34 protein-coding genes and 1 pseudogene are annotated in these 20,352 nt (G+C 59.6%); 33 read left to right on the top strand and 2 right to left on the bottom strand.

The features are described from left to right. The 32 genes and pseudogenes from IAG25_RS37405 to dsbD all read left to right on the top strand — a co-directional run. Positions 1-139: pseudogene (locus IAG25_RS37405) on the top strand (elongation factor Tu); the annotation flags it as partial. A 140-nt stretch (positions 140-279) separates the two neighbouring features. Then, complete coding sequence (gene rpsJ / locus IAG25_RS37400; RefSeq protein WP_006998489.1) at positions 280-591, top strand: 30S ribosomal protein S10; 312 nt, start codon at positions 280-282, stop codon at positions 589-591. Positions 592-800: 209 nt separating this feature from the next. Then, entirely contained in the window at positions 801-1,460 is a 660-nt protein-coding gene (rplC, locus tag IAG25_RS37395) for a 50S ribosomal protein L3 (RefSeq protein WP_035506792.1), read from the top strand. Next, positions 1,460-2,080, top strand: a complete 621-nt coding sequence (gene rplD / locus IAG25_RS37390) for a 50S ribosomal protein L4 (protein ID WP_035506767.1) — start codon at positions 1,460-1,462, stop codon at positions 2,078-2,080. The genes rplC and rplD overlap by 1 nt, the downstream gene beginning before the upstream one ends. Next, positions 2,077-2,391: a 50S ribosomal protein L23 gene (rplW, locus tag IAG25_RS37385; RefSeq protein WP_008343846.1), complete on the top strand. Its 315-nt coding sequence runs from the start codon at positions 2,077-2,079 to the stop codon at positions 2,389-2,391. The genes rplD and rplW overlap by 4 nt, the downstream gene beginning before the upstream one ends. A gap of 2 nt (positions 2,392-2,393) precedes the next feature. Further along, positions 2,394-3,221, top strand: a complete 828-nt coding sequence (gene rplB / locus IAG25_RS37380) for a 50S ribosomal protein L2 (RefSeq protein ID WP_187609330.1) — start codon at positions 2,394-2,396, stop codon at positions 3,219-3,221. Positions 3,222-3,231: 10 nt separating this feature from the next. After that, entirely contained in the window at positions 3,232-3,507 is a 276-nt protein-coding gene (gene rpsS, locus IAG25_RS37375; RefSeq protein WP_035506764.1) for a 30S ribosomal protein S19, read from the top strand. A 12-nt stretch (positions 3,508-3,519) separates the two neighbouring features. Then, entirely contained in the window at positions 3,520-3,849 is a 330-nt protein-coding gene (gene rplV / locus IAG25_RS37370; protein ID WP_007730533.1) for a 50S ribosomal protein L22, read from the top strand. An 11-nt stretch (positions 3,850-3,860) separates the two neighbouring features. Continuing rightward, a complete protein-coding gene (rpsC, locus tag IAG25_RS37365) occupies positions 3,861-4,655 on the top strand; it encodes a 30S ribosomal protein S3 (RefSeq protein ID WP_035506762.1) in 795 nt (264 codons plus the stop codon). Between the two features lie 2 nt (positions 4,656-4,657). Then, positions 4,658-5,074 carry a 50S ribosomal protein L16 gene (rplP, locus tag IAG25_RS37360; protein WP_008343852.1) on the top strand — a complete coding sequence of 139 codons (417 nt, stop codon included), beginning with the start codon at positions 4,658-4,660 and terminating at the stop codon, positions 5,072-5,074. Between the two features lie 10 nt (positions 5,075-5,084). Beyond that, entirely contained in the window at positions 5,085-5,279 is a 195-nt protein-coding gene (gene rpmC / locus IAG25_RS37355; protein WP_007180130.1) for a 50S ribosomal protein L29, read from the top strand. Continuing rightward, positions 5,276-5,548: a 30S ribosomal protein S17 gene (gene rpsQ / locus IAG25_RS37350; protein ID WP_008343854.1), complete on the top strand. Its 273-nt coding sequence runs from the start codon at positions 5,276-5,278 to the stop codon at positions 5,546-5,548. Before rpmC ends, rpsQ begins: the two co-directional genes overlap by 4 nt. A gap of 302 nt (positions 5,549-5,850) precedes the next feature. After that, positions 5,851-6,219: a 50S ribosomal protein L14 gene (rplN, locus tag IAG25_RS37345; protein WP_006998478.1), complete on the top strand. Its 369-nt coding sequence runs from the start codon at positions 5,851-5,853 to the stop codon at positions 6,217-6,219. Positions 6,220-6,228: 9 nt separating this feature from the next. Further along, positions 6,229-6,537, top strand: coding sequence for a 50S ribosomal protein L24 (gene rplX, locus IAG25_RS37340; protein WP_035967607.1), 309 nt, complete (start codon positions 6,229-6,231; stop codon positions 6,535-6,537). 14 nt (positions 6,538-6,551) lie between these two features. Continuing rightward, positions 6,552-7,091: a 50S ribosomal protein L5 gene (rplE, locus tag IAG25_RS37335; protein ID WP_016346472.1), complete on the top strand. Its 540-nt coding sequence runs from the start codon at positions 6,552-6,554 to the stop codon at positions 7,089-7,091. Positions 7,092-7,098: 7 nt separating this feature from the next. Further along, complete coding sequence (gene rpsN, locus IAG25_RS37330; RefSeq protein ID WP_016346471.1) at positions 7,099-7,404, top strand: 30S ribosomal protein S14; 306 nt, start codon at positions 7,099-7,101, stop codon at positions 7,402-7,404. 14 nt (positions 7,405-7,418) lie between these two features. Then, positions 7,419-7,814, top strand: a complete 396-nt coding sequence (gene rpsH, locus IAG25_RS37325; RefSeq protein WP_035506756.1) for a 30S ribosomal protein S8 — start codon at positions 7,419-7,421, stop codon at positions 7,812-7,814. Between the two features lie 18 nt (positions 7,815-7,832). Then, positions 7,833-8,366, top strand: a complete 534-nt coding sequence (gene rplF, locus IAG25_RS37320; protein ID WP_187609329.1) for a 50S ribosomal protein L6 — start codon at positions 7,833-7,835, stop codon at positions 8,364-8,366. Positions 8,367-8,378: 12 nt separating this feature from the next. Continuing rightward, positions 8,379-8,744, top strand: coding sequence for a 50S ribosomal protein L18 (gene rplR, locus IAG25_RS37315; RefSeq protein ID WP_008343872.1), 366 nt, complete (start codon positions 8,379-8,381; stop codon positions 8,742-8,744). Positions 8,745-8,758: 14 nt separating this feature from the next. Next, positions 8,759-9,277 carry a 30S ribosomal protein S5 gene (gene rpsE, locus IAG25_RS37310; RefSeq protein ID WP_008343875.1) on the top strand — a complete coding sequence of 173 codons (519 nt, stop codon included), beginning with the start codon at positions 8,759-8,761 and terminating at the stop codon, positions 9,275-9,277. Between the two features lie 10 nt (positions 9,278-9,287). Continuing rightward, positions 9,288-9,470: a 50S ribosomal protein L30 gene (gene rpmD, locus IAG25_RS37305; RefSeq protein ID WP_187609328.1), complete on the top strand. Its 183-nt coding sequence runs from the start codon at positions 9,288-9,290 to the stop codon at positions 9,468-9,470. Between the two features lie 29 nt (positions 9,471-9,499). Beyond that, positions 9,500-9,934 (top strand): 50S ribosomal protein L15, encoded by a 435-nt coding sequence (rplO, locus tag IAG25_RS37300; RefSeq protein WP_187609327.1) that lies wholly within the window; start codon positions 9,500-9,502, stop codon positions 9,932-9,934. A 41-nt stretch (positions 9,935-9,975) separates the two neighbouring features. After that, entirely contained in the window at positions 9,976-11,322 is a 1,347-nt protein-coding gene (gene secY, locus IAG25_RS37295; protein ID WP_187609326.1) for a preprotein translocase subunit SecY, read from the top strand. An 8-nt stretch (positions 11,323-11,330) separates the two neighbouring features. Beyond that, positions 11,331-11,549, top strand: a complete 219-nt coding sequence (gene infA, locus IAG25_RS37290) for a translation initiation factor IF-1 (protein WP_004521905.1) — start codon at positions 11,331-11,333, stop codon at positions 11,547-11,549. A gap of 20 nt (positions 11,550-11,569) precedes the next feature. After that, positions 11,570-11,686 carry a 50S ribosomal protein L36 gene (rpmJ, locus tag IAG25_RS37285; protein WP_004199844.1) on the top strand — a complete coding sequence of 39 codons (117 nt, stop codon included), beginning with the start codon at positions 11,570-11,572 and terminating at the stop codon, positions 11,684-11,686. Positions 11,687-11,727: 41 nt separating this feature from the next. Then, positions 11,728-12,093, top strand: coding sequence for a 30S ribosomal protein S13 (gene rpsM / locus IAG25_RS37280; protein ID WP_008344037.1), 366 nt, complete (start codon positions 11,728-11,730; stop codon positions 12,091-12,093). 28 nt (positions 12,094-12,121) lie between these two features. Continuing rightward, positions 12,122-12,526, top strand: a complete 405-nt coding sequence (gene rpsK / locus IAG25_RS37275) for a 30S ribosomal protein S11 (RefSeq protein ID WP_035506748.1) — start codon at positions 12,122-12,124, stop codon at positions 12,524-12,526. 150 nt (positions 12,527-12,676) lie between these two features. Then, positions 12,677-13,300: a 30S ribosomal protein S4 gene (gene rpsD, locus IAG25_RS37270; RefSeq protein WP_035506745.1), complete on the top strand. Its 624-nt coding sequence runs from the start codon at positions 12,677-12,679 to the stop codon at positions 13,298-13,300. A gap of 134 nt (positions 13,301-13,434) precedes the next feature. Next, complete coding sequence (locus IAG25_RS37265; protein WP_035506743.1) at positions 13,435-14,412, top strand: DNA-directed RNA polymerase subunit alpha; 978 nt, start codon at positions 13,435-13,437, stop codon at positions 14,410-14,412. A gap of 139 nt (positions 14,413-14,551) precedes the next feature. Then, positions 14,552-14,947, top strand: a complete 396-nt coding sequence (gene rplQ, locus IAG25_RS37260) for a 50S ribosomal protein L17 (protein ID WP_016346459.1) — start codon at positions 14,552-14,554, stop codon at positions 14,945-14,947. Positions 14,948-15,101: 154 nt separating this feature from the next. Then, positions 15,102-15,434, top strand: a complete 333-nt coding sequence (gene cutA, locus IAG25_RS37255) for a divalent-cation tolerance protein CutA (RefSeq protein ID WP_187609325.1) — start codon at positions 15,102-15,104, stop codon at positions 15,432-15,434. After that, positions 15,427-17,247: a protein-disulfide reductase DsbD gene (gene dsbD, locus IAG25_RS37250; protein WP_187609324.1), complete on the top strand. Its 1,821-nt coding sequence runs from the start codon at positions 15,427-15,429 to the stop codon at positions 17,245-17,247. The genes cutA and dsbD overlap by 8 nt, the downstream gene beginning before the upstream one ends. 55 nt (positions 17,248-17,302) lie before the next feature. On the opposite strand, the gene hemB is transcribed toward dsbD, so the two are convergent. Further along, positions 17,303-18,301: a porphobilinogen synthase gene (hemB, locus tag IAG25_RS37245; RefSeq protein WP_187609323.1), complete on the bottom strand. Its 999-nt coding sequence runs from the start codon at positions 18,299-18,301 to the stop codon at positions 17,303-17,305. A gap of 256 nt (positions 18,302-18,557) precedes the next feature. Then, on the bottom strand, positions 18,558-19,220 hold the full coding sequence (yihA, locus tag IAG25_RS37240) for a ribosome biogenesis GTP-binding protein YihA/YsxC (protein ID WP_187609322.1): 663 nt from the start codon (positions 19,218-19,220) through the stop codon (positions 18,558-18,560). Positions 19,221-19,522: 302 nt separating this feature from the next. Between yihA and IAG25_RS37235 the strand changes: the two genes are divergently transcribed. After that, complete coding sequence (locus IAG25_RS37235) at positions 19,523-20,197, top strand: c-type cytochrome (RefSeq protein WP_187609321.1); 675 nt, start codon at positions 19,523-19,525, stop codon at positions 20,195-20,197. The last annotated feature ends 155 nt before the right edge of the window (positions 20,198-20,352 follow it).

The following is a 20,352-nucleotide window of genomic DNA, read 5'->3' as shown; positions in this document are numbered from 1 at the left end:
AATGGTGATGCCGGGCGACAACGTGTCGATCACGGTGAAGCTGATCGCTCCGATCGCCATGGAAGAAGGTCTGCGCTTCGCCATTCGCGAAGGCGGCCGTACCGTCGGCGCCGGTGTCGTGGCGAAGATTATCGAGTAAGATATCGGGCTTGCTCGATTGAAGTTGCAGTAATGCTGTAAAAACAGGGACCGGACGCTCGCCCTCAGCGAGCGTCCGGTCCCACGCTCTTTTGCCAGATGTGCGGTGCAATACCGCCTCGCTCTTTTCAAGGAATTGTCATGCAAAACCAGAAAATCCGTATTCGTCTGAAGGCTTTCGACTATCGCCTGATCGATCAATCGGCAGCCGAAATCGTCGATACCGCGAAGCGGACTGGCGCGATCGTCCGTGGTCCGGTGCCGCTGCCGACGCGTATTCAGCGTTTTGACATCCTGCGTTCGCCGCACGTCAACAAGACGTCGCGCGACCAGCTCGAAATCCGTACCCACCAGCGCCTGATGGACATCGTCGATCCGACGGACAAGACCGTCGACGCGCTGATGAAGCTCGATCTGCCCGCTGGCGTCGACGTCGAGATCAAGCTGCAGTAAGTGCCGAAAGCTGTCTGGCGTGCCTGCAGGTGCGTTAGAAGATGCTAAGTCTTTGATTGCTTGCGGGATTCGAAAAGCCTTGTTATACTCCAAGGCTTTTCGCGCCTATTCGCACGAAAGAGACGCAAGAAAGCCGACCCAGTTTCTCGTAACGAAGCCGGCATTTGTAAATCAGCCCCGACCAATCGCAGTTGGGAATGGAGAAAACGATGAGCCTTGGACTCGTAGGTCGCAAGGTTGGCATGACCCGTATCTTCACGCCTGAAGGGGATTCGATCCCCGTCACCGTGCTGGACGTGTCGGACAACCGCGTGACGCAGATCAAGACCGTTGAAACGGATGGTTATACCGCCGTTCAGGTTGCATTCGGTGCTCGCCGCGCATCTCGCGTGACGAAGCCGCTGGCGGGTCACCTCGCCAAAGCCGGTGTTCAAGCCGGTGAAATCCTCAAGGAATTCCATATCGATACGGCCAAGGCAGGTGAGCTGTCGAACGGCGCCGTGATCGGTACGGACATTTTCGAAGTCGGCCAGAAGGTCGATGTGCAAGGCACGTCGATCGGTAAGGGTTATGCCGGCACGATCAAGCGCTACAACTTCGCCTCGGGTCGCGCGACGCACGGTAACTCGCGTTCGCACAACGTTCCGGGTTCGATCGGTATGGCGCAGGATCCGGGTCGCGTGTTCCCTGGTAAGCGCATGACGGGTCACCTCGGTGACGAGACCGTTACGGTTCAAAATCTCGAAATCGCCCGCATCGACGCTGAGCGCAATCTGCTGCTCGTCCGCGGTGCAGTTCCGGGTGCGAAGGGCGGCAAGGTCTTCGTGACCCCGGCCGTCAAGGCGCGTGCTGTGAAAGGAGCGAAATAATGGAACTTAAGCTCCTGAATGCCAATGGTCAGGAAGGCGCTGGCGTGAACGCATCGGACGTCGTGTTCGGTCGCGATTACAACGAAGCCCTGATTCACCAGATCGTCGTCGCTTATCAAGCGAACGCACGTAGCGGCAACCGCGCGCAGAAGGACCGCGAGCAGGTCAAGCACACCACCAAGAAGCCGTGGCGTCAGAAGGGTACGGGCCGTGCTCGTGCCGGTATGTCGTCGAGCCCGTTGTGGCGTGGCGGTGGTCGTATCTTCCCGAACTCGCCGGAAGAAAACTTCTCGCACAAGGTCAACAAGAAGATGCATCGCGCAGGTCTCTGCTCGATCTTCTCGCAGCTGGCTCGCGAAGGCCGTATCGCGGTGGTCGAAGACCTCGCGCTCGAAGCCCCGAAGACCAAGCTGTTGGCCGATAAATTCAAGGCGATGGGTCTCGAATCCGTGTTGGTGATTACCGATACGGTCGACGAGAACCTGTACCTCGCGTCGCGCAACCTGGCCCATGTGGCGGTTGTCGAGCCGCGTTACGCCGACCCGCTCTCGTTGATCTACTTCAAGAAGATTCTGATCACGAAGGCTGCGGTCGCTCAGATCGAGGAGTTGCTGTCATGAGCGAAATTCGCAAAAACGATCATCGTTTGATGCAAGTTCTGCTCGCTCCGGTGATCTCCGAAAAGGCGACGCTGGTTGCCGACAAGAACGAGCAAGTCGTGTTCGAAGTCGCGCCGGACGCCACGAAGCAGGAAGTTAAGGCTGCTGTCGAGCTGCTGTTCAAGGTCGAAGTCAATTCCGTCAACGTGCTCGTCACGAAGGGCAAGGCCAAGCGCTTTGGCCGCTTCAACGGCAAGCGCAAGGACGTGAAGAAGGCGTACGTCTGCCTGAAGCCCGGCCAGGAAATCAACTTTGAAGCGGAGGCCAAGTAATCATGGCAATCGTGAAAGTTAAGCCGACCTCGCCGGGTCGCCGCGCGATGGTCAAGATCGTCAACAAGGATCTGCATAAGGGCGCGCCGTACGCAGCGCTGCTCGACTCGCAATCCAAGTCGGCGGGCCGTAACAACAACGGCCGTATCACCACGCGTCACCAGGGTGGTGGTCACAAGCAGCACTATCGTATCGTCGACTTCCGTCGCAACAAGGACGGCATTCCGGCAAAGGTCGAGCGTCTCGAGTACGACCCGAACCGTAGCGCGAACATCGCGCTGGTTCTGTACGCAGACGGCGAGCGTCGCTACATCATCGCGCCGAAGGGCGTGACGGTTGGTACGCCGCTGATGTCGGGTTCGGAAGCGCCGATCAAGGCAGGCAACACGCTGCCGATCCGCAACATTCCGGTCGGTACGACGATCCACTGCATCGAAATGCTGCCGGGCAAGGGCGCGCAAATCGCGCGTTCGGCTGGTACGTCGGCAATGCTGCTGGCTCGCGAAGGCGTCTACGCTCAAGTGCGTCTGCGTTCGGGCGAAATCCGCCGCGTGCACGTCGAGTGCCGCGCGACCATCGGTGAAGTGGGCAACGAAGAGCACAGCCTGCGTCAAATCGGTAAGGCCGGCGCAAACCGCTGGCGCGGTATCCGTCCGACGGTGCGTGGTGTTGCAATGAACCCGGTCGATCACCCGCACGGCGGTGGTGAAGGCAAGACGGCTGCAGGTCGCGATCCGGTGAGCCCGTGGGGCACGCCGACGAAGGGTTATCGCACCCGCAGCAACAAGCGCACGACGACGATGATCGTCCAGCGCCGTCACAAGCGTTAAGGAGTAGGCAATGACACGTTCTGCTAAAAAAGGTCCGTTCTGCGACGCTCATTTGCTGAAGAAAGTTGAGTCGGCAGCAGCTACGCGCGACAAGAAGCCGATCAAGACCTGGTCGCGTCGCTCGACGATTCTGCCGGATTTCATCGGCCTGACGATCGCTGTTCACAACGGCCGTCAGCACGTTCCGGTGTATGTCACGGAAAACATGGTCGGCCACAAGCTTGGCGAGTTCGCACTGACCCGTACGTTCAAGGGTCACGCGGCCGACAAGAAGGCCAAGAAATAAGGGGCTATCAAGATGGAAGTGAAAGCAATTCATCGCGGTGCCCGCATCTCGGCGCAGAAAACGCGCCTTGTGGCTGACCAGATTCGTGGTTTGCCGGTCGACAAGGCGCTGAACGTCCTGACGTTCTCGCCGAAGAAGGCGGCGGGTATCGTCAAGAAGGTCGTGCTGTCTGCGATCGCGAATGCGGAACACAACGAAGGCGCCGATATCGACGAGCTCAAGATCACGAGCATCTACGTCGACAAGGCTGCTTCGCTGAAGCGTTTCACCGCACGCGCTAAGGGTCGCGGTAACCGCATCGAGAAGCAATCCTGTCACATCACTGTGACGGTCGGGAATTAAGGAGCCATACGATGGGACAGAAAATTCATCCGACTGGCTTCCGTTTGGCCGTCAGCCGCAATTGGGCTTCGCGCTGGTATGCGAACAACAACAATTTCGCGGCGATGTTGCAGGAAGACATCGGTGTTCGTGAGTACCTGAAGAAGAAGCTGAAGAACGCTTCGGTCGGTCGAGTCGTCATCGAGCGTCCGGCGAAGAACGCGCGCATCACGATTTACAGCTCGCGTCCGGGCGTCGTCATCGGCAAGAAGGGCGAAGACATCGAATCGCTGAAGGCTGAACTGCAGAAGCGCATGGGCGTTCCGGTTCACGTCAACATCGAAGAGATCCGCAAGCCGGAAACGGATGCTCAGCTGATCGCTGACTCCATCACGCAGCAGCTCGAGCGCCGGATCATGTTCCGCCGCGCGATGAAGCGCGCGATGCAGAACGCAATGCGTCTTGGCGCCCAGGGCATCAAGATCATGAGCGCGGGCCGTCTGAACGGTATCGAAATCGCTCGTACCGAGTGGTATCGCGAAGGTCGCGTGCCCCTCCATACGCTGCGTGCGGATATCGATTACGCGACGTCGGAAGCGAAGACCACGTACGGCATCATCGGCGTGAAGGTGTGGGTCTACAAGGGCGACACCCTGGGCCGCAACGAAGCGCCGGTGGTTGAAGAAGTGGCGGAAGAAAAGCGTCCGCGCCGCAACGCACGTCCGGGTGGCGATCGCCGTCCGCGTCGTGATGGTGAAGGCGCTCCGGCTGGTGCTCGTCGTGGTGCACCCCGTCGCGCTGGCGGTGACGCGAAGACTGGAGAATAACGATGCTGCAACCGAAACGCAGAAAGTATCGCAAAGAGCAGAAAGGTCGTAACACTGGTAAGGCGACGCGCGGCAACGCGGTGTCGTTCGGTGAATACGGTCTGAAGGCTATCGGTCGCGGCCGTTTGACCGCGCGTCAAATCGAAGCGGCGCGTCGTGCAATGACGCGTCACATCAAGCGTGGTGGCCGGATCTGGATCCGTATTTTCCCGGACAAGCCGATTTCGCAGAAGCCGGCCGAAGTGCGTATGGGTAACGGTAAGGGTAACCCGGAGTACTACGTCGCTGAAATTCAACCGGGCAAGATGCTGTACGAAATGGACGGCGTCTCCGAAGAACTGGCGCGCGAAGCGTTCCGTCTGGCTGCAGCCAAACTGCCGCTCAAGACGAACTTCGTCGTACGTCAGCTCGGCGCCTAAGGAGTAAATGATGAAGGCATCTGAACTTCACCAGAAAGACCAGGCCGCGCTCAACAAAGAGCTGTCGGACCTGCTGAAGGCGCAATTCGGCTTGCGTATGCAACTCGCGACCCAGCAGCTCACGAACACGAGCCAGCTGAAGAAGGTCCGTCGCGACATCGCACGTGTGCGCACAGTCCTGACTGAGAAGGCGAACCAGAAATGAACGATAGCGTAAAAACCTCGCTCAAGCGGACGCTGGTCGGCAAGGTCGTCAGCAACAAGATGGACAAGACGGTCACCGTTCTGGTCGAGCACCGCGTGAAGCATCCGATCTACGGCAAGTACGTCGTGCGTTCGAAGAAGTACCACGCGCATGACGACGCGAACACGTACAACGAAGGCGATCTCGTCGAAATCCAGGAAACCCGTCCGATTTCGAAGACGAAAGCCTGGGTTGTGTCGAAGCTGGTTGAAGCGGCTCGCGTGATCTGAAGCAGAAGTTGTAGTACCGCGATGCAGTAGTAAATCGTGTCGCAGTAAGTTTCGCTTGCGAGACCGAGATTATTTGTTATAATCTCGGTCTTCCCTCTTTGTGGGAGCCCCGTCGCGGGCGAAACTGGTGGGGGAAGCCGGTTCGGGCGCCAGCCTGAGTCGACAGATTCACCGGATTGCGATGGCGGGTTTCGTCTGCCCTCGCTGCCTGTTCTAACCCAAGCAGCCAGTTGGCTGACGGGACCAAGACTGACCGGCTGTGCCATGGTGGTGCTACCGGATTAAGTTGGGAAAGATAAACCATGATCCAGACCGAAACTCGGCTTGAAGTGGCCGACAACACGGGTGCGCGTGAAGTCATGTGCATCAAGGTGCTCGGCGGTTCGAAGCGTCGTTACGCTAGCATTGGCGACATCATCAAGGTGACCGTCAAGGAAGCGACGCCGCGCGGACGCGTGAAAAAGGGCGAAATTTACAACGCCGTGGTCGTTCGTACGGCCAAGGGCGTGCGTCGCCAGGATGGCTCGCTCATCAAGTTCGACGGCAATGCCGCCGTTTTGTTGAATACCAAGCTCGAGCCGATCGGCACGCGTATTTTCGGGCCGGTTACGCGTGAACTGCGTAGCGAACGATTCATGAAGATCGTTTCGCTCGCGCCGGAAGTGCTGTAAGGAGTCGCGATGAACAAGATTCGCAAGGGTGACGAAGTCATCGTCATCACCGGCAAGGACAAGGGCAAGCGCGGTACCGTGCTGGTCGTTGCGGAAGATCGTGTGACGGTCGAGGGCATCAACCTCGTCAAGAAGCACGTGAAGCCGAACCCGATGAAGGGTACGACGGGCGGTGTGGAAGCCAAAACGATGCCGCTGCATATTTCGAACGTCGCATTGGTCGACGCGAATGGCAAGGCATCGCGTGTGGGCATCAAGGTCGAAGACGGCAAGAAGGTTCGCTTCTTGAAGTCGACCGGCGCCACGCTTAACGCCTGACGCGGAGTTAAAAAATGGCTCGTCTGCAAGAGATTTATAAAGAAAAGGTTGTGCCGCAACTCGTCGAAAAGTTCGGCTACAAGTCTGTCATGGAAGTGCCACGCATCACCAAGATCACCCTGAACATGGGCCTTGGCGAAGCCGTCGCTGACAAGAAGATCATCGAAAACGCCGTGGGCGACCTGACGAAGATCGCTGGCCAGAAGCCGGTTATCACGAAGGCGCGCAAGGCGATCGCAGGCTTCAAGATTCGTCAAGGCTACCCGATCGGCGCGATGGTCACGCTGCGCGGCCAAGCGATGTACGAATTCCTCGACCGTTTCGTGACGGTTGCGCTCCCCCGTGTGCGTGACTTCCGTGGCGTGTCGGGCCGTGCATTCGACGGTCGTGGCAACTACAACATCGGTGTGAAAGAGCAGATCATTTTCCCCGAAATCGACTACGACAAGATCGACGCGCTGCGTGGGCTGAACATCAGCATCACGACTACCGCGAAGACTGACGACGAAGCAAAGGCGCTGCTCGCCGGCTTCAAGTTCCCGTTCAGAAACTGAGGTTACCGTGGCTAAACTGGCACTGATCGAACGTGAAAAGAAGCGCGCGCGCCTGGCAGCCAAGTACGCTCCGAAGCGTGCTGAGCTGAAGGCTGTGATCGATGACGCAAGCAAGTCGGACGAAGAGCGTTACTTCGCGCGTCTGGCGCTGCAACAACTGCCGCGTAACTCGAACCCCACTCGCAAGCGTAACCGCTGCGCGATCACGGGTCGTCCGCGTGGCACGTTCCGCAAGTTTGGACTCGCGCGCGGCAAGATTCGTGAAATCGCTTTCCGCGGCGAAATCCCTGGCCTGACCAAGGCGAGCTGGTAATAGGAGAAACATAAATGAGCATGAGTGATCCTATCGCCGATATGCTGACTCGCATCCGCAACGCGCAGATGGTCGAGAAGGTTTCGGTGACTATGCCCTCGTCGAAAGTCAAGGTTGCGATTGCGCAGGTTTTGAAGGACGAAGGTTATATCGACGACTTCGCAGTGAAGGCTGAAGGCGCGAAGATCGAATTGAATATCGCGTTGAAGTACTACGCTGGCCGTCCGGTGATCGAGCGCCTCGAGCGCGTTTCGAAGCCTGGCCTGCGCGTGTACCGCGGTCGCAACGACATTCCGCAGGTCATGAACGGCCTCGGCGTTGCCATCGTGTCGACGCCGAAGGGTGTGATGACCGACCGCAAGGCGCGCCAGAACGGCGTCGGCGGCGAAGTCATCTGCTACGTCGCTTAACGCCTAAGGAGAAGAAACATGTCTCGAGTAGGTAAAAGCCCGATCTCGCTGCCGCAAGGCGCGGAAGTGGCCATCAAGAGCGACGTCATCACCGTTAAGGGCCCGCTCGGTACGATTTCGCAACCGGCTAACAAGCTGGTGACCGTGACGAACGACAACGGCACGTTGAAGCTCGCTCCGGCCGACGAAAGCCGCGAAGCAAACGCGATGTCCGGCACGATGCGCGCCCTGGTGGCGAACATGGTGCAGGGCGTCACCAAGGGTTTCGAGCGCAAGCTGACGCTGGTTGGCGTTGGGTATCGTGCGCAAGCGCAAGGCGACAAGCTGAACCTGTCGCTGGGTTTCTCGCACCCCGTGGTGCACCAGATGCCGGAAGGCGTCAAGGCTGAAACTCCGTCGCAAACCGAAATCGTGATCAAGGGGATCGACAAGCAGAAAGTCGGACAGACCGCAGCAGAAGTGCGCGGCTATCGTCCGCCTGAGCCGTACAAGGGCAAAGGCGTGCGCTATTCCGACGAGGTCGTGATCCTCAAAGAAACGAAGAAGAAGTAAGGGTGCGCAATCATGGATAAGACTCAATCTCGCCTGCGCCGCGCTCGTCAGACGCGTATCAAGATCGCTGAGCTGCAGGTTCCGCGTCTGGCCGTGCATCGCACGAATACGCATATCTACGCGCAAGTGTTCTCGGCGTGCGGTACGAAAGTCGTGGCAAGCGCCTCGACGCTCGAAGCTGAAGTGCGCGCTGAACTCGCCGACAAGTCGGGCAAGGGCGGCAACGTCAACGCTGCGACCCTGATCGGCAAGCGTATCGCCGAAAAGGCCAAGGCTGCCGGCATCGAATCCGTCGCCTTTGACCGCTCGGGTTTCCGCTACCACGGCCGCGTGAAGGCGCTGGCTGATGCGGCGCGTGAAGCCGGGCTCAAGTTCTAAGGGAAGAATTCGTCATGGCAAAGATGCAAGCGAAAGTTCAGGCTGACGAACGCGACGACGGCCTGCGCGAAAAGATGATTTCGGTCAACCGCGTGACCAAGGTCGTGAAGGGTGGCCGTATTCTCGGCTTCGCCGCACTGACCGTGGTTGGCGACGGTGATGGCCGGATCGGCATGGGCAAGGGCAAGGCCAAAGAAGTTCCGGTTGCCGTTCAAAAGGCAATGGAACAGGCCCGCCGCAACATGTTCAAGGTGCCCCTGAAGAACGGCACGCTGCAACACGAAGTGCACGGTAAGCATGGCGCCTCGGCGGTTCTCCTCGCTCCGGCGAAGGACGGTACCGGCGTGATCGCTGGCGGCCCGATGCGCGCAGTGTTCGACGTGATGGGCGTGCAAAACGTTGTGGCCAAGAGCCACGGTTCGACGAACCCGTACAACCTCGTTCGCGCAACGCTGGACGGTCTGCGCAAGCAGTCGACCCCGGCCGACATCGCGGCGAAGCGTGGGAAGTCCGTCGAAGACATTCTGGGCTAAGGTGGGCACCATGTCTGATAAAACTGTCAAGGTTCAGCTCGTCAAGAGCCTGATCGGGACTCGCGAAACGCACCGCGCAACGGTGCGTGGCCTCGGCCTGCGCCGCCTCAACTCGGTCTCCGAGTTGCAGGACACGCCGGCAGTGCGCGGGATGATCAACAAGGTCTCGTACCTCGTTAAGGTCATCGCTTAAGCGCGACCCACGGATCCAAGGAGTTGAACATGGAATTGAATAACCTGAAGCCGGCAGAAGGCGCGAAGCACGCAAAGCGTCGCGTCGGTCGCGGTATCGGTTCGGGCCTCGGCAAGACCGCTGGCCGCGGCCACAAGGGTCAGAAATCGCGTTCGGGCGGCTTTCACAAAGTCGGTTTCGAAGGCGGTCAGATGCCTCTGCAGCGTCGTCTGCCGAAGCGTGGCTTCACCTCGCTGACGAAGGAATTCGTCGGTGAAGTGCGCCTGTCTGATCTCGAAAAGCTGCCGGTCGACGAAATCGATCTGTTGGCGCTGAAGCAAGCGGGTCTGGTCGGCGAACTCATCAAGAGCGCAAAGATCATCAAGACCGGCGAGCTTACGCGCAAGGTCACGGTGAAGGGCCTGACGGCAACGAAGGGCGCCCGCGAGGCAATCGAAGCCGCTGGCGGCTCGTTCGCCGAGTAACGCGCTTTCGCCGTTACTAGCACTAGCATCGGAGAAGGTACTTGGCTAACAGCCCGAGTCTCGCAAAAACCGGTCGAAGCGCGGCGAAATTCGGCGATCTGCGTCGGCGTGCAGTATTCCTGCTGCTGGCGTTGATCGTCTACCGCATTGGTGCGCATATTCCGGTACCCGGCATCGATCCGGATCAACTGGCCAAGCTGTTTCAAAGCCAGTCTGGCGGCATCCTCGGCATGTTCAACATGTTCTCGGGTGGCGCGCTGTCGCGATTCACGATCTTTGCGCTGGGCATCATGCCCTACATTTCGGCGTCGATCATCATGCAGTTGCTGTCGATCGTGTCGCCGCAGATGGAGGCGTTGAAGAAGGAAGGGCAGGCGGGACAACGGAAGATCACGCAGTACACGCGTATCTTCACGGTGGTTCTGGCGACCTTCCAGGCGTTCGGCATCGCGGTCGCGCTGGAAAACCAGCCGGCTCTGGTTCTGGACCCCGGCATGGTGTTCCGGCTGACGACGGTCGTCACGCTGGTGACGGGCACGATGTTCCTGATGTGGCTCGGTGAGCAGATCACGGAGCGCGGTCTCGGCAACGGCATCTCGATCATCATCTTCGGTGGTATCGCGGCGGGCTTCCCGAACGCAATCGGTGGTCTGTTCGAGCTGGTTCGCACCGGTTCGATGAGCATCATCTCGGCGATCATCATCGTCGTGTTGATCGCGGCGGTCACGTATCTGGTCGTGTTCATCGAACGCGGTCAGCGCAAGATCCTCGTGAACTACGCGAAGCGCCAGGTCGGTAACAAGATTTACGGCGGACAGTCGTCTCATCTGCCGCTGAAGTTGAACATGTCGGGTGTGATTCCGCCGATCTTCGCGTCGTCGATCATTCTCTTCCCGGCAACCATCCTGAACTGGTTCAGCTCGGGTACGCGGACCAACTGGTTCGCAAACACGCTACACAACGTGGCCGAGGCGCTTAAGCCCGGTCAACCCGTGTACGTGCTGCTGTATGCGTTGGCGATCGTGTTCTTCTGCTTCTTTTACACCGCACTGGTGTTCAACAGCCGGGAAACTGCCGACAACTTGAAGAAGAGCGGTGCTTTCGTTCCGGGTATCCGTCCGGGCGATCAGACTGCACGATATATCGACCGCATCCTCACGCGTCTTACGCTGGCTGGTGCGATCTACATCGTATTCGTGTGCCTGCTGCCTGAGTTTCTGGTGTTGCGCTGGAACGTGCCGTTTTATTTTGGTGGAACGTCGCTGCTGATCATTGTCGTCGTCACGATGGACTTCATGGCTCAGGTGCAGTCGTACGTTATGTCGCAACAATATGAATCGCTGCTCAAGAAGGCAAACTTCAAGGGTGGCAACGTCCCGACGCGTTAATAAGGACTATGGCCAAAGACGATGTTATCCAGATGCAGGGTGAGGTCATCGAAAACCTTCCCAACGCTACTTTCCGGGTGAAATTGGAAAATGGCCATGTCGTCCTGGGGCATATTTCCGGAAAGATGCGGATGCACTACATCCGCATCCTGCCGGGCGACAAGGTTACGGTTGAATTGACGCCTTACGATCTGTCTCGTGCACGGATCGTGTTCCGGGCGAAGTGATTTGAAAAAAGGGTAATATCATGAAAGTGATGGCATCGGTTAAGCGCATTTGCCGCAATTGCAAGATCATCAAGCGCAAGGGCGTTGTGCGCGTGATTTGCAGCTCTGATCCGCGCCACAAACAGCGTCAAGGCTGAACGCCGCGCTTTTGCTTGCGCTTTTTGTTTGAGGAAAAACAATGGCTCGTATCGCAGGGGTTAACATCCCGAATCACCAGCATACCGAGATCGGCCTGACGGCAATCTTCGGCATCGGTCGCACGCGTTCCCGCGGCATTTGCACGGCAGCTGGTGTGGAATTTTCGAAGAAGGTCAAGGACCTCACTGACGCAGACCTCGAAAAGCTGCGTGACGAAGTGGGTAAGTTCATCGTCGAAGGCGACCTGCGCCGTGAAGTGACGATGAATATCAAGCGCCTGATGGACTTGGGTTGCTACCGCGGCATGCGCCATCGCAAGGGCTTGCCCCTGCGTGGCCAGCGTACGCGCACGAATGCCCGTACGCGCAAGGGTCCGCGTCGTGCAGCGCAATCGCTGAAGAAGTAAGCGGAACTGACAGTTACAGGAAAACGTAATGGCTAAGGCTTCGAACAACTCCGCGGCGCAACGCGTTCGCAAGAAGGTCAAGAAGAACGTCGCCGAGGGCGTGGTTCACGTTCACGCGTCGTTCAACAACACCATTATCACGATCACTGACCGTCAAGGTAACGCGCTGGCATGGGCGACCTCGGGTGGTCAGGGCTTCAAGGGCTCGCGTAAATCGACGCCGTTTGCAGCTCAGGTCGCAGCCGAATCGGCTGGACGCGTGGCATTGGAATACGGCGTGAAGAACCTCGAAGTGCGGATCAAGGGCCCCGGTCCTGGCCGTGAATCGGCGGTGCGCGCGCTGCATGGTCTTGGCATCAAGATCACCGCGATCTCCGACGTGACGCCGGTCCCGCACAACGGCTGCCGTCCGCCGAAGCGCCGTCGTATCTAAAGTCGACGACGCGACCGCATGTTTCCTGTCGATGCGCAAGTATCGGCGGGTTTCGTGCGTTATGAAGTTTTGACTAAGCCCACCGTTCGACCCCAAGGGTTCGGACTAGCGCAGACGAAAGTGTGCGTGATCAATATTTAAGGATGCAAAGTGGCACGCTATACCGGTCCCAAAGCAAAGCTGTCCCGCCGTGAAGGCACTGATCTGTTCCTGAAGAGCGCGCGCCGCTCGCTCGCCGACAAGTGCAAGCTCGACAGCAAGCCCGGCCAACACGGCCGCACCTCGGGCGCGCGTACGTCCGACTACGGCACCCAGTTGCGCGAGAAGCAGAAAGTGAAGCGTATCTACGGTGTGCTGGAGCGTCAGTTCCGCCGCTACTTCGCTGAAGCCGATCGCCGCAAGGGCCCGACGGGCGAAAACCTGCTGCAGTTGCTCGAGTCGCGTCTCGACAACGTGGTCTATCGCATGGGCTTCGGCTCGACGCGCGCCGAAGCGCGTCAGCTCGTGAGCCACAAGTCGATCGTTGTGAACGGCCAGGTCGTGAACATCCCGTCGATGCAGGTGAAATCGGGCGACGTCGTGTCCGTGCGCGAGCAGTCGCGCAAGCAGGCTCGTATCGTCGAAGCCCTGTCGCTGGCCGAGCAAGGCGGAATGCCGAGCTGGGTGTCGGTCGACGCGAAGAAATTCGAAGGCACGTTCAAGTCGATGCCCGAGCGTAGCGATATCGCTGGCGACATCAACGAAAGCCTGATCGTCGAATTGTATTCGCGTTAATCGCGGCGGTAATGGATTGACAGCCGGGGAGCCTGATTGCTCGTGGCAAGGGGTGGCCTCGGCTGTTTATTTTCAGGTTGTTACCGGTCAGCCTTATCGGTGTAACGAGCCGAGGGTATTGAAAAGGAAAACCTATGCAAACCAGTTTGTTGAAGCCCAAGATCATTGCTGTTGAATCGCTTGGTGAAAACCATGCGAAGGTGGTTATGGAGCCGTTCGAACGCGGCTATGGCCACACCTTGGGTAACGCGCTTCGGCGCGTGCTGCTGTCGTCGATGATCGGCTATGCGCCGACCGAAGTGACGATCGCAGGCGTCGTGCATGAATATTCGACGCTCGATGGTGTGCAAGAGGATGTGGTCAACCTGCTGTTGAACTTGAAGGGCGTCGTTTTCAAGCTGCACAACCGCGATGAAGTCACGGTGACGCTGCGCAAGGAAGGCGAAGGACTCGTCACGGCCGGCGATATCGAACTCGCGCACGACTGCGAGGTCATCAACCCGGAACACGTGGTCGCGCACCTGTCGAAGGGCGGCAAGCTCGACGTTCAGATCAAGATCGAAAAGGGCCGCGGCTATGTGCCGGGCAACGTGCGTCGTTACGGTGAAGATTCGGCGAAAATCATCGGCCGCATCGTGCTGGATGCGTCGTTCTCGCCGGTTCGCCGCGTGAGCTACGCCGTCGAAAGCGCGCGTGTCGAACAACGTACCGACCTCGACAAGCTCGTGATGAACATCGAGACCAACGGCGTGATTTCGCCGGAGGAAGCGATCCGTCAGTCGGCGCGTATTCTGGTCGATCAGTTGTCGGTGTTTGCAGCGCTCGAAGGCACGGAAGCGGCAGCGGAAGCGCCGTCGCGCGCGCCGCAGATCGATCCGATCCTGCTGCGTCCGGTGGATGACCTCGAACTCACGGTGCGTTCAGCGAACTGCCTTAAGGCCGAGAACATCTACTACATCGGCGATCTGATCCAGCGCACGGAAAACGAGCTGCTGAAGACGCCGAACCTGGGTCGCAAGTCGCTGAACGAAATCAAGGAAGTGCTGGCTTCGCGTGGTCTGACGCTTGGTATGAAGCTCGAAAACTGGCCGCCGGCTGGTCTCGACAAGTAACAGTCGAAGTCGCTGCGTAGCTTTGCAAAGACGCGGATTCTGCTTTAAAATCCGCGTCTTGCTTTATTTTCGACCGGCCCGTGCGCTGATGTAGAGCGCAATAGAAGAGCTGGATCAAAACTCGTTAAAGGAACTGAAAATGCGTCATAAGCATGGTCTGCGGAAACTGAACCGCACGAGCAGCCATCGTCTGGCAATGCTCCGCAATATGTCGAATTCGCTCATCGAGCACGAAGTCATCAAGACGACGCTGCCGAAGGCCAAGGAACTGCGCAAGGTCGTTGAGCCCCTCATCACGCTCGGCAAGAAGCCGTCGCTCGCGAACCGCCGTCTGGCGTTCAACCGCCTGCGCGATCGTGATTCCGTCGCGAAGCTGTTCGACGTCCTCGGCCCGCGTTACGCGAGCCGTCCGGGTGGCTACCTCAGCATCCTGAAGTTCGGTTTCCGCGTCGGCGACAACGCTCCGATGGCGCTGGTCCAATTGATGGATCGCCCGGAAGTCGAAGAGACGGAAGAAGTGCAAGAAGCGGAATAAATTCCGTTTCCAGTTGTTCACAGAAAGGCCAGGCTCAAAGCTTGGCCTTTTTGCTTTCTGCCTGCGACGTTTCAGCGCGCTGACGCGTAAAAGTGTGTGTCGGTCGCCGATGCTACGATATGCAATTGGCCTGCCGTTTTTCCGGAGTATCCGCGTGAATGTCCCCGTCGTTTTGATGCTTTCCACGCTGCCCGACGCCGCCGCGGCCGATGTGCTCGCGCAAGCGGCACTGGACGCGCGGCTCGCCGCCTGCGTGACGAGCCTGGGTGCGGTGACCTCGCAGTACCACTGGAAGGGCGTGCTGGAGTCGTCGCAGGAAGTGCAATTGTTGTTCAAGACGAGCATCGCGCGCAGCGAAGAATTGCAGCGCTTCGTCGAGGCTCGACATCCGTACGAGACACCCGAAATCCTCGTCTGGCAGGTGAATGCATCGCCGGGCTATGGTCAATGGGTCAACGCAGAAACGCAGCGTCCTCTTCATGTGTGAGTTTTCCCGTCTTTTCTCGCGGCGATTCTTCGGCGCGTTCCTGCTTCTCGCAGCGTTGGCACTGCTGTCGGGCGCCGCGCGCGCAGCCGACGATTTCCTCGATCCCGATGTCGCGTTCAAATTCAGTGCGTCGGAAAAGCCCGGCGAAGTGGACGTGCGCTACAAGATCGCCGACGGCTACTACATGTACCGTGAGCGCTTCGCGTTCGCGGTGAAGAGCGGCGATGCGACCATCGGCGCCGCGCAACTGCCGGCAGGCAAAGTCCACTTCGATCAGACGTTCAACAAGGACGTCGAAACCTATCGCGGCGAGCTGCACATCCGCATTCCCGTCACGCAGGCGAAGGGGCCATTCGAGCTCGCGGTGACGTCGCAGGGATGCGCGGATCAGGGCATCTGCTATCCGCCGATGGAGAAGACCTATCGCGTGAAGGGCGACGCGCTGCAAGCGGCGGGCGCCGTGATGCCGGACACCGGGAGTTCATGGTTCGAGCGCGTGACCAGCGCCGACTACGCGCAGTCCATGCTCGAAGGCGGTGGCTTCTTCGCGGTCGTCGGCATGTATTTTCTTGCCGGCATGGTGCTGAGCCTTTTGCCGTGTTCGTATCCGATGATCCCGATATTGTCCGCGATCATCGTCGGAGAAGGTGCGCGCGTGACGCGTTCGCGCGGATTTGCGCTGTCGGTTTCGTATGTGATTGGCATGGCGCTCGTTTATACGGTGCTCGGTATCGTTGCCGCGCTGATCGGACAGAGCCTCGGCGCGTGGCTGCAGAACCCGTGGGTGCTCGGAGCGTTTGGTCTGCTGCTCGCGGCGTTCGCCGTCGCGCTGATTTCGGGCGTCGACATCAAGTTGCCTGAACGCTGGCAAAGCGGGGTGAACGAGGCTTCGCAGAAGCGCAGTGGGGGCAAGTTCGCTGCGGTCGCGGTGATGGGCGCGTTATCCGCGCTCGTCGTCGGTGCGTGCATGACGGCGCCGCTGTTCGCGGTGCTCGCGTTCATCGCGCATACCGGCAACGCCGTGCTCGGCGGCGCGGCGCTCTTCGCGATGGGCATCGGACTGGGCGTGCCGCTTTTGATCATCGGCCTGGGCGCGGGATCGATCCTGCCTCGCGCCGGCGCGTGGATGGACGGCGTGAAGGTGTTTTTCGGCGTGGTCCTGCTCGCGGCCGCGCTGTGGATCGTGTGGCCGGTTATCGGCGGCGTCGCGCAGATGCTGCTCGCTGCGCTGTGGCTGTTGATCGCGGCAGCATCGCTCGGATTGTTCTCATCGGGCACATCGACGGCTGTCGGGGTCTGGAAGCGACTCGGACGCGGTCTCGCAGCGGCGTTCGCTATCTGGGCGGCGACATTGCTCGTCGGCCTGGCTGCGGGTTCCACGGATCCGCTGCGCCCGCTCGCGATCCTCGCTTCCCGAGGCGCGTCGTCCGCGGCTACGAATGCACAAGCGGAAGGACCGACGTTCGCGCCAGTGCGTTCGTCGGCGGAACTGGACTCGGCGGTGAAAGCCGCCGCGCGTCCTGCGATGCTCGACTTCTACGCCGATTGGTGCGTGTCCTGCAAGGAAATGGAGAAGCTGACTTTCTCCGATGCCCGCGTGCAGGCGCGGCTCGCGCAACTGAATCTTCTGCGCGCAGACGTGACCGCCAACAACGCCGACGATCAGGCGCTGCTCAAGCGCTTCAAGCTTTTCGGGCCGCCGGGCATCATCTTCTTCGATGCGCAAGGCAACGAAGTCGCGCGCGTGGTCGGGTACGAATCAGCCGATACTTTCCTGAAGAGCCTCGACCGGGTCGGGCCGTCGAACGGATAAAAAAGAAAGGGCGATGCATCGAGCATCGCCCTCTTCACATCGCCAGCAGGAAGCGTTACTTCGACGCCCGCAGAATGCGCGCCGCATCCAGCGCAAAGTACGTCAGCACGCCGTCCGCGCCCGCACGCTTGAACGCGAGCAGCGCTTCCATCATCACCTTGTCGTGATCGATCCAGCCGTTTTGCGAGGCGGCCTTGATCATCGCGTACTCACCGCTGACTTGATACGCGTATGTCGGGAAGCGGAATTCGTCCTTCACGCGGCGCACGATGTCGAGATACGGCATGCCGGGCTTGACCATCACCATGTCCGCGCCTTCCTCGATGTCCATGCGCACTTCGCGCATTGCTTCATCGGAGTTCGCCGGGTCCATCTGATAAGTCATCTTGTTGCTCTTGCCGAGATTCGCGGCCGAGCCGACTGCATCGCGGAACGGACCGTAGAACGCCGACGCGTACTTCGCCGCGTACGCCATGATGCGCGTATGAATGTGGCTCTCGCTTTCGAGCATCTCGCGGATCGCGCCGATGCGGCCGTCCATCATGTCCGACGGCGCGACGACATCCACGCCCGCTTCTGCCTGCACGCGCGCCTGCTCGACAAGGATCTCGCTCGTTTCGTCGTTCTTCACGTAGCCTTCCTCGTCGAGCACGCCATCCTGGCCGTGGCTCGTGTACGGATCGAGCGCGACGTCGGTCAGCACGCCGAGCATCGGGAAGTTCTTTTTCAGCTCGCGCACTGCGCGCGGAATGAGACCTTCGGGGTTCGTGGCTTCGCGGCCATCCGGAGTCTTGAGCGACGGCTCGATCGCCGGAAACAGCGACAGCACCGGCACACCCAGTTCCACGCACTGTTCGGCGACTTTCATCAACAGATCGACAGACGTGCGCTCGACGCCGGGCATCGACGGCACCGCTTGCCGCACATTCGCGCCTTCGACGATGAACACCGGATAAATGAGGTCGTTGGTCGTGAGGAGGTTTTCGCGCATCAGACGGCGCGAGAAGTCATCGCGGCGCATCCGGCGCGGGCGATGGTGGGGATAGAAGCTCATGTCTTGACTCGAATTTGGAGTGGTCTTCGGGGCGATCGAAAACGGCTTCAGAAATGCGTAAATCCTTGCCGAACAAGCACTTGGACGCGTCTGAAACCGTTTTGAGACAATGGTATATCATACCGATCGAGCGAGGCGCTTGCCGCCGGACTCCCCGCTTCTCCTCCCTGAGCGGGTGCCTGTCGATGTTCGATTAGGCTGTTAACCCGCCGTCATGCGGCGGGTTTTTTTCATGCCGGCGCGTGCGCGCGACGGCTCACTCGGCTGCGTCTTCTGACGCGTTCTCGCCGGCTTCCGCGGGCATCAGCCAGCTTTCGATCTGCTCGTGCGCTTCTTCCAGTCCCGTGCGCTTGAGTGCGGAGAAGAGCTGCACGGTGAGCTCGCCGCGATAGCCTGCATCCTTGTATTCACCCAGCGATTTCTTCGTCGCGCGCAGGGCGTTGGTCATTTCCTGTCGCGTCAATTTGTCGCATTTCGTGAGCAGCGTGTGAATCGGCTTTCCGGTCGGCGCGAACCAGTCGATCATGATGCGATCGAGGTCCGTCAGCGGGCGGCGCGAATCCATCATCAGGATCATGCCGCGCAGTTGCGCGCGACTTTGGAGATAAGTCGACAGCAGACGCTGCCAGTGTTCCTTCGCCGCTCCCGGCACTTCGGCGTAACCGTAACCCGGGAGATCGACGAGATAGCCGGTCGGCGCGGCTTCCGGCCCGACCGAGAAATAGTTGATATGCTGCGTGCGTCCCGGCGTTTTGCTGGCGAATGCGAGCCGCTTCTGGTTGCACAGAATATTTATGGCCGTCGATTTTCCCGCGTTCGAGCGTCCCCCGAACGCGATTTCGGGCTGCGGCGTGGGCGGCAGATCGCGGAGATGATTGACGGTCGTGAAGAAGCGGGATTGGTGAAGCAGAAATGACATGGCGGGCCCAATCGAAAGAGCTGCGAAAACTTCAAGCCTTGAGAACCCGGCAAATACTGGGCATGCCCCGACTGGCGTCTTTGCGTGTAGCGGGTTATTGTACAATACGACGGATTTTTAAAGACCAGCACGGGCACGCAAGACCCAAGCCGCAGGCGGCACCCACAGAGGAGCGAGACAGTTTTCGGGGCACTTTTTGAGCCTCTTCGTTCAGTGAGTTCGGGTATCTTGCGGCGATAATCGGTCGCCGTCGTTTTTTGCAGAACCTCACATTCTCACAAGACGAAAAACAGGGTACGCGAATGAACCGACTGTACAGGTCTCTGGTGGTGATTCGGGCAGCGGCGGCTTTCGGTGCGGGTTTGAGTGGTCTAGCAGTAGCGATGTCAGTGAACGCGGCGGAGCCCGCGCAAGCGGCGAAGCCGGATGCGGCGCGCGGGCAGGCCATCGCGACGCAGGTGTGTGCGGCGTGTCACGCAGCGGACGGCAACAGCGCCGGCGCCGCGTTTCCGAAGCTCGCTGGCCAGCACGCCGAATACATCGTCAAGCAATTGAAGGATTACAAGACGCAGCCGGACGCGAAGGCGCCGGCGCGCAACAATCCGATCATGGCGGGCATTGCGGGCGCGCTGTCGGATCAGGACATGGTGAACGTCGCGGCGTACTTCGCGTCGCAGAAGGCCAAGCCCAACTTCGCGCGCGACAAGAACGACGTCACGCTGGGTCAAAAGATTTACCGTGGCGGCATCGCGGACAAGGGCGTGCCGGCGTGCGCCGCCTGCCACGGCGCGACCGGCATGGGTATCCCGGTGCAGTATCCGCGGCTGTCATGGCAGTGGGGCGATTACACGGTGGCGCAGTTGAACGCCTTCGCATCGGGACAACGCGCCAACAGCGAGCCGATGCACCAGATTTCCTCGCGCCTGAACGAAGCGGAGATGAAGGCGGTTGCCGACTACATCGCCGGGTTGCATTAAGCGTCAAGCAGTCAGCGTCCAGCGGTTCCCGGCGGCACACGCCGGAGTCGCCCATACTACGAAGCCGGTCCCGGGCAGATCCGAGAAGACCGGCGCGAGAACAAGAAAAGGGTGGGACGTCGGTCGATGAGACCGCCAGCGTCTCCACCCTTTTT

It is taken from the genome of Caballeronia sp. EK, from assembly GCF_014384845.1.
In the GTDB taxonomy this organism is placed as follows: Bacteria; Pseudomonadota; Gammaproteobacteria; order Burkholderiales; family Burkholderiaceae; genus Caballeronia; species Caballeronia jiangsuensis.
Note: the sequence above shows the minus strand (reverse complement) of the source record. Positions and strands in the feature narration are given on the sequence as shown.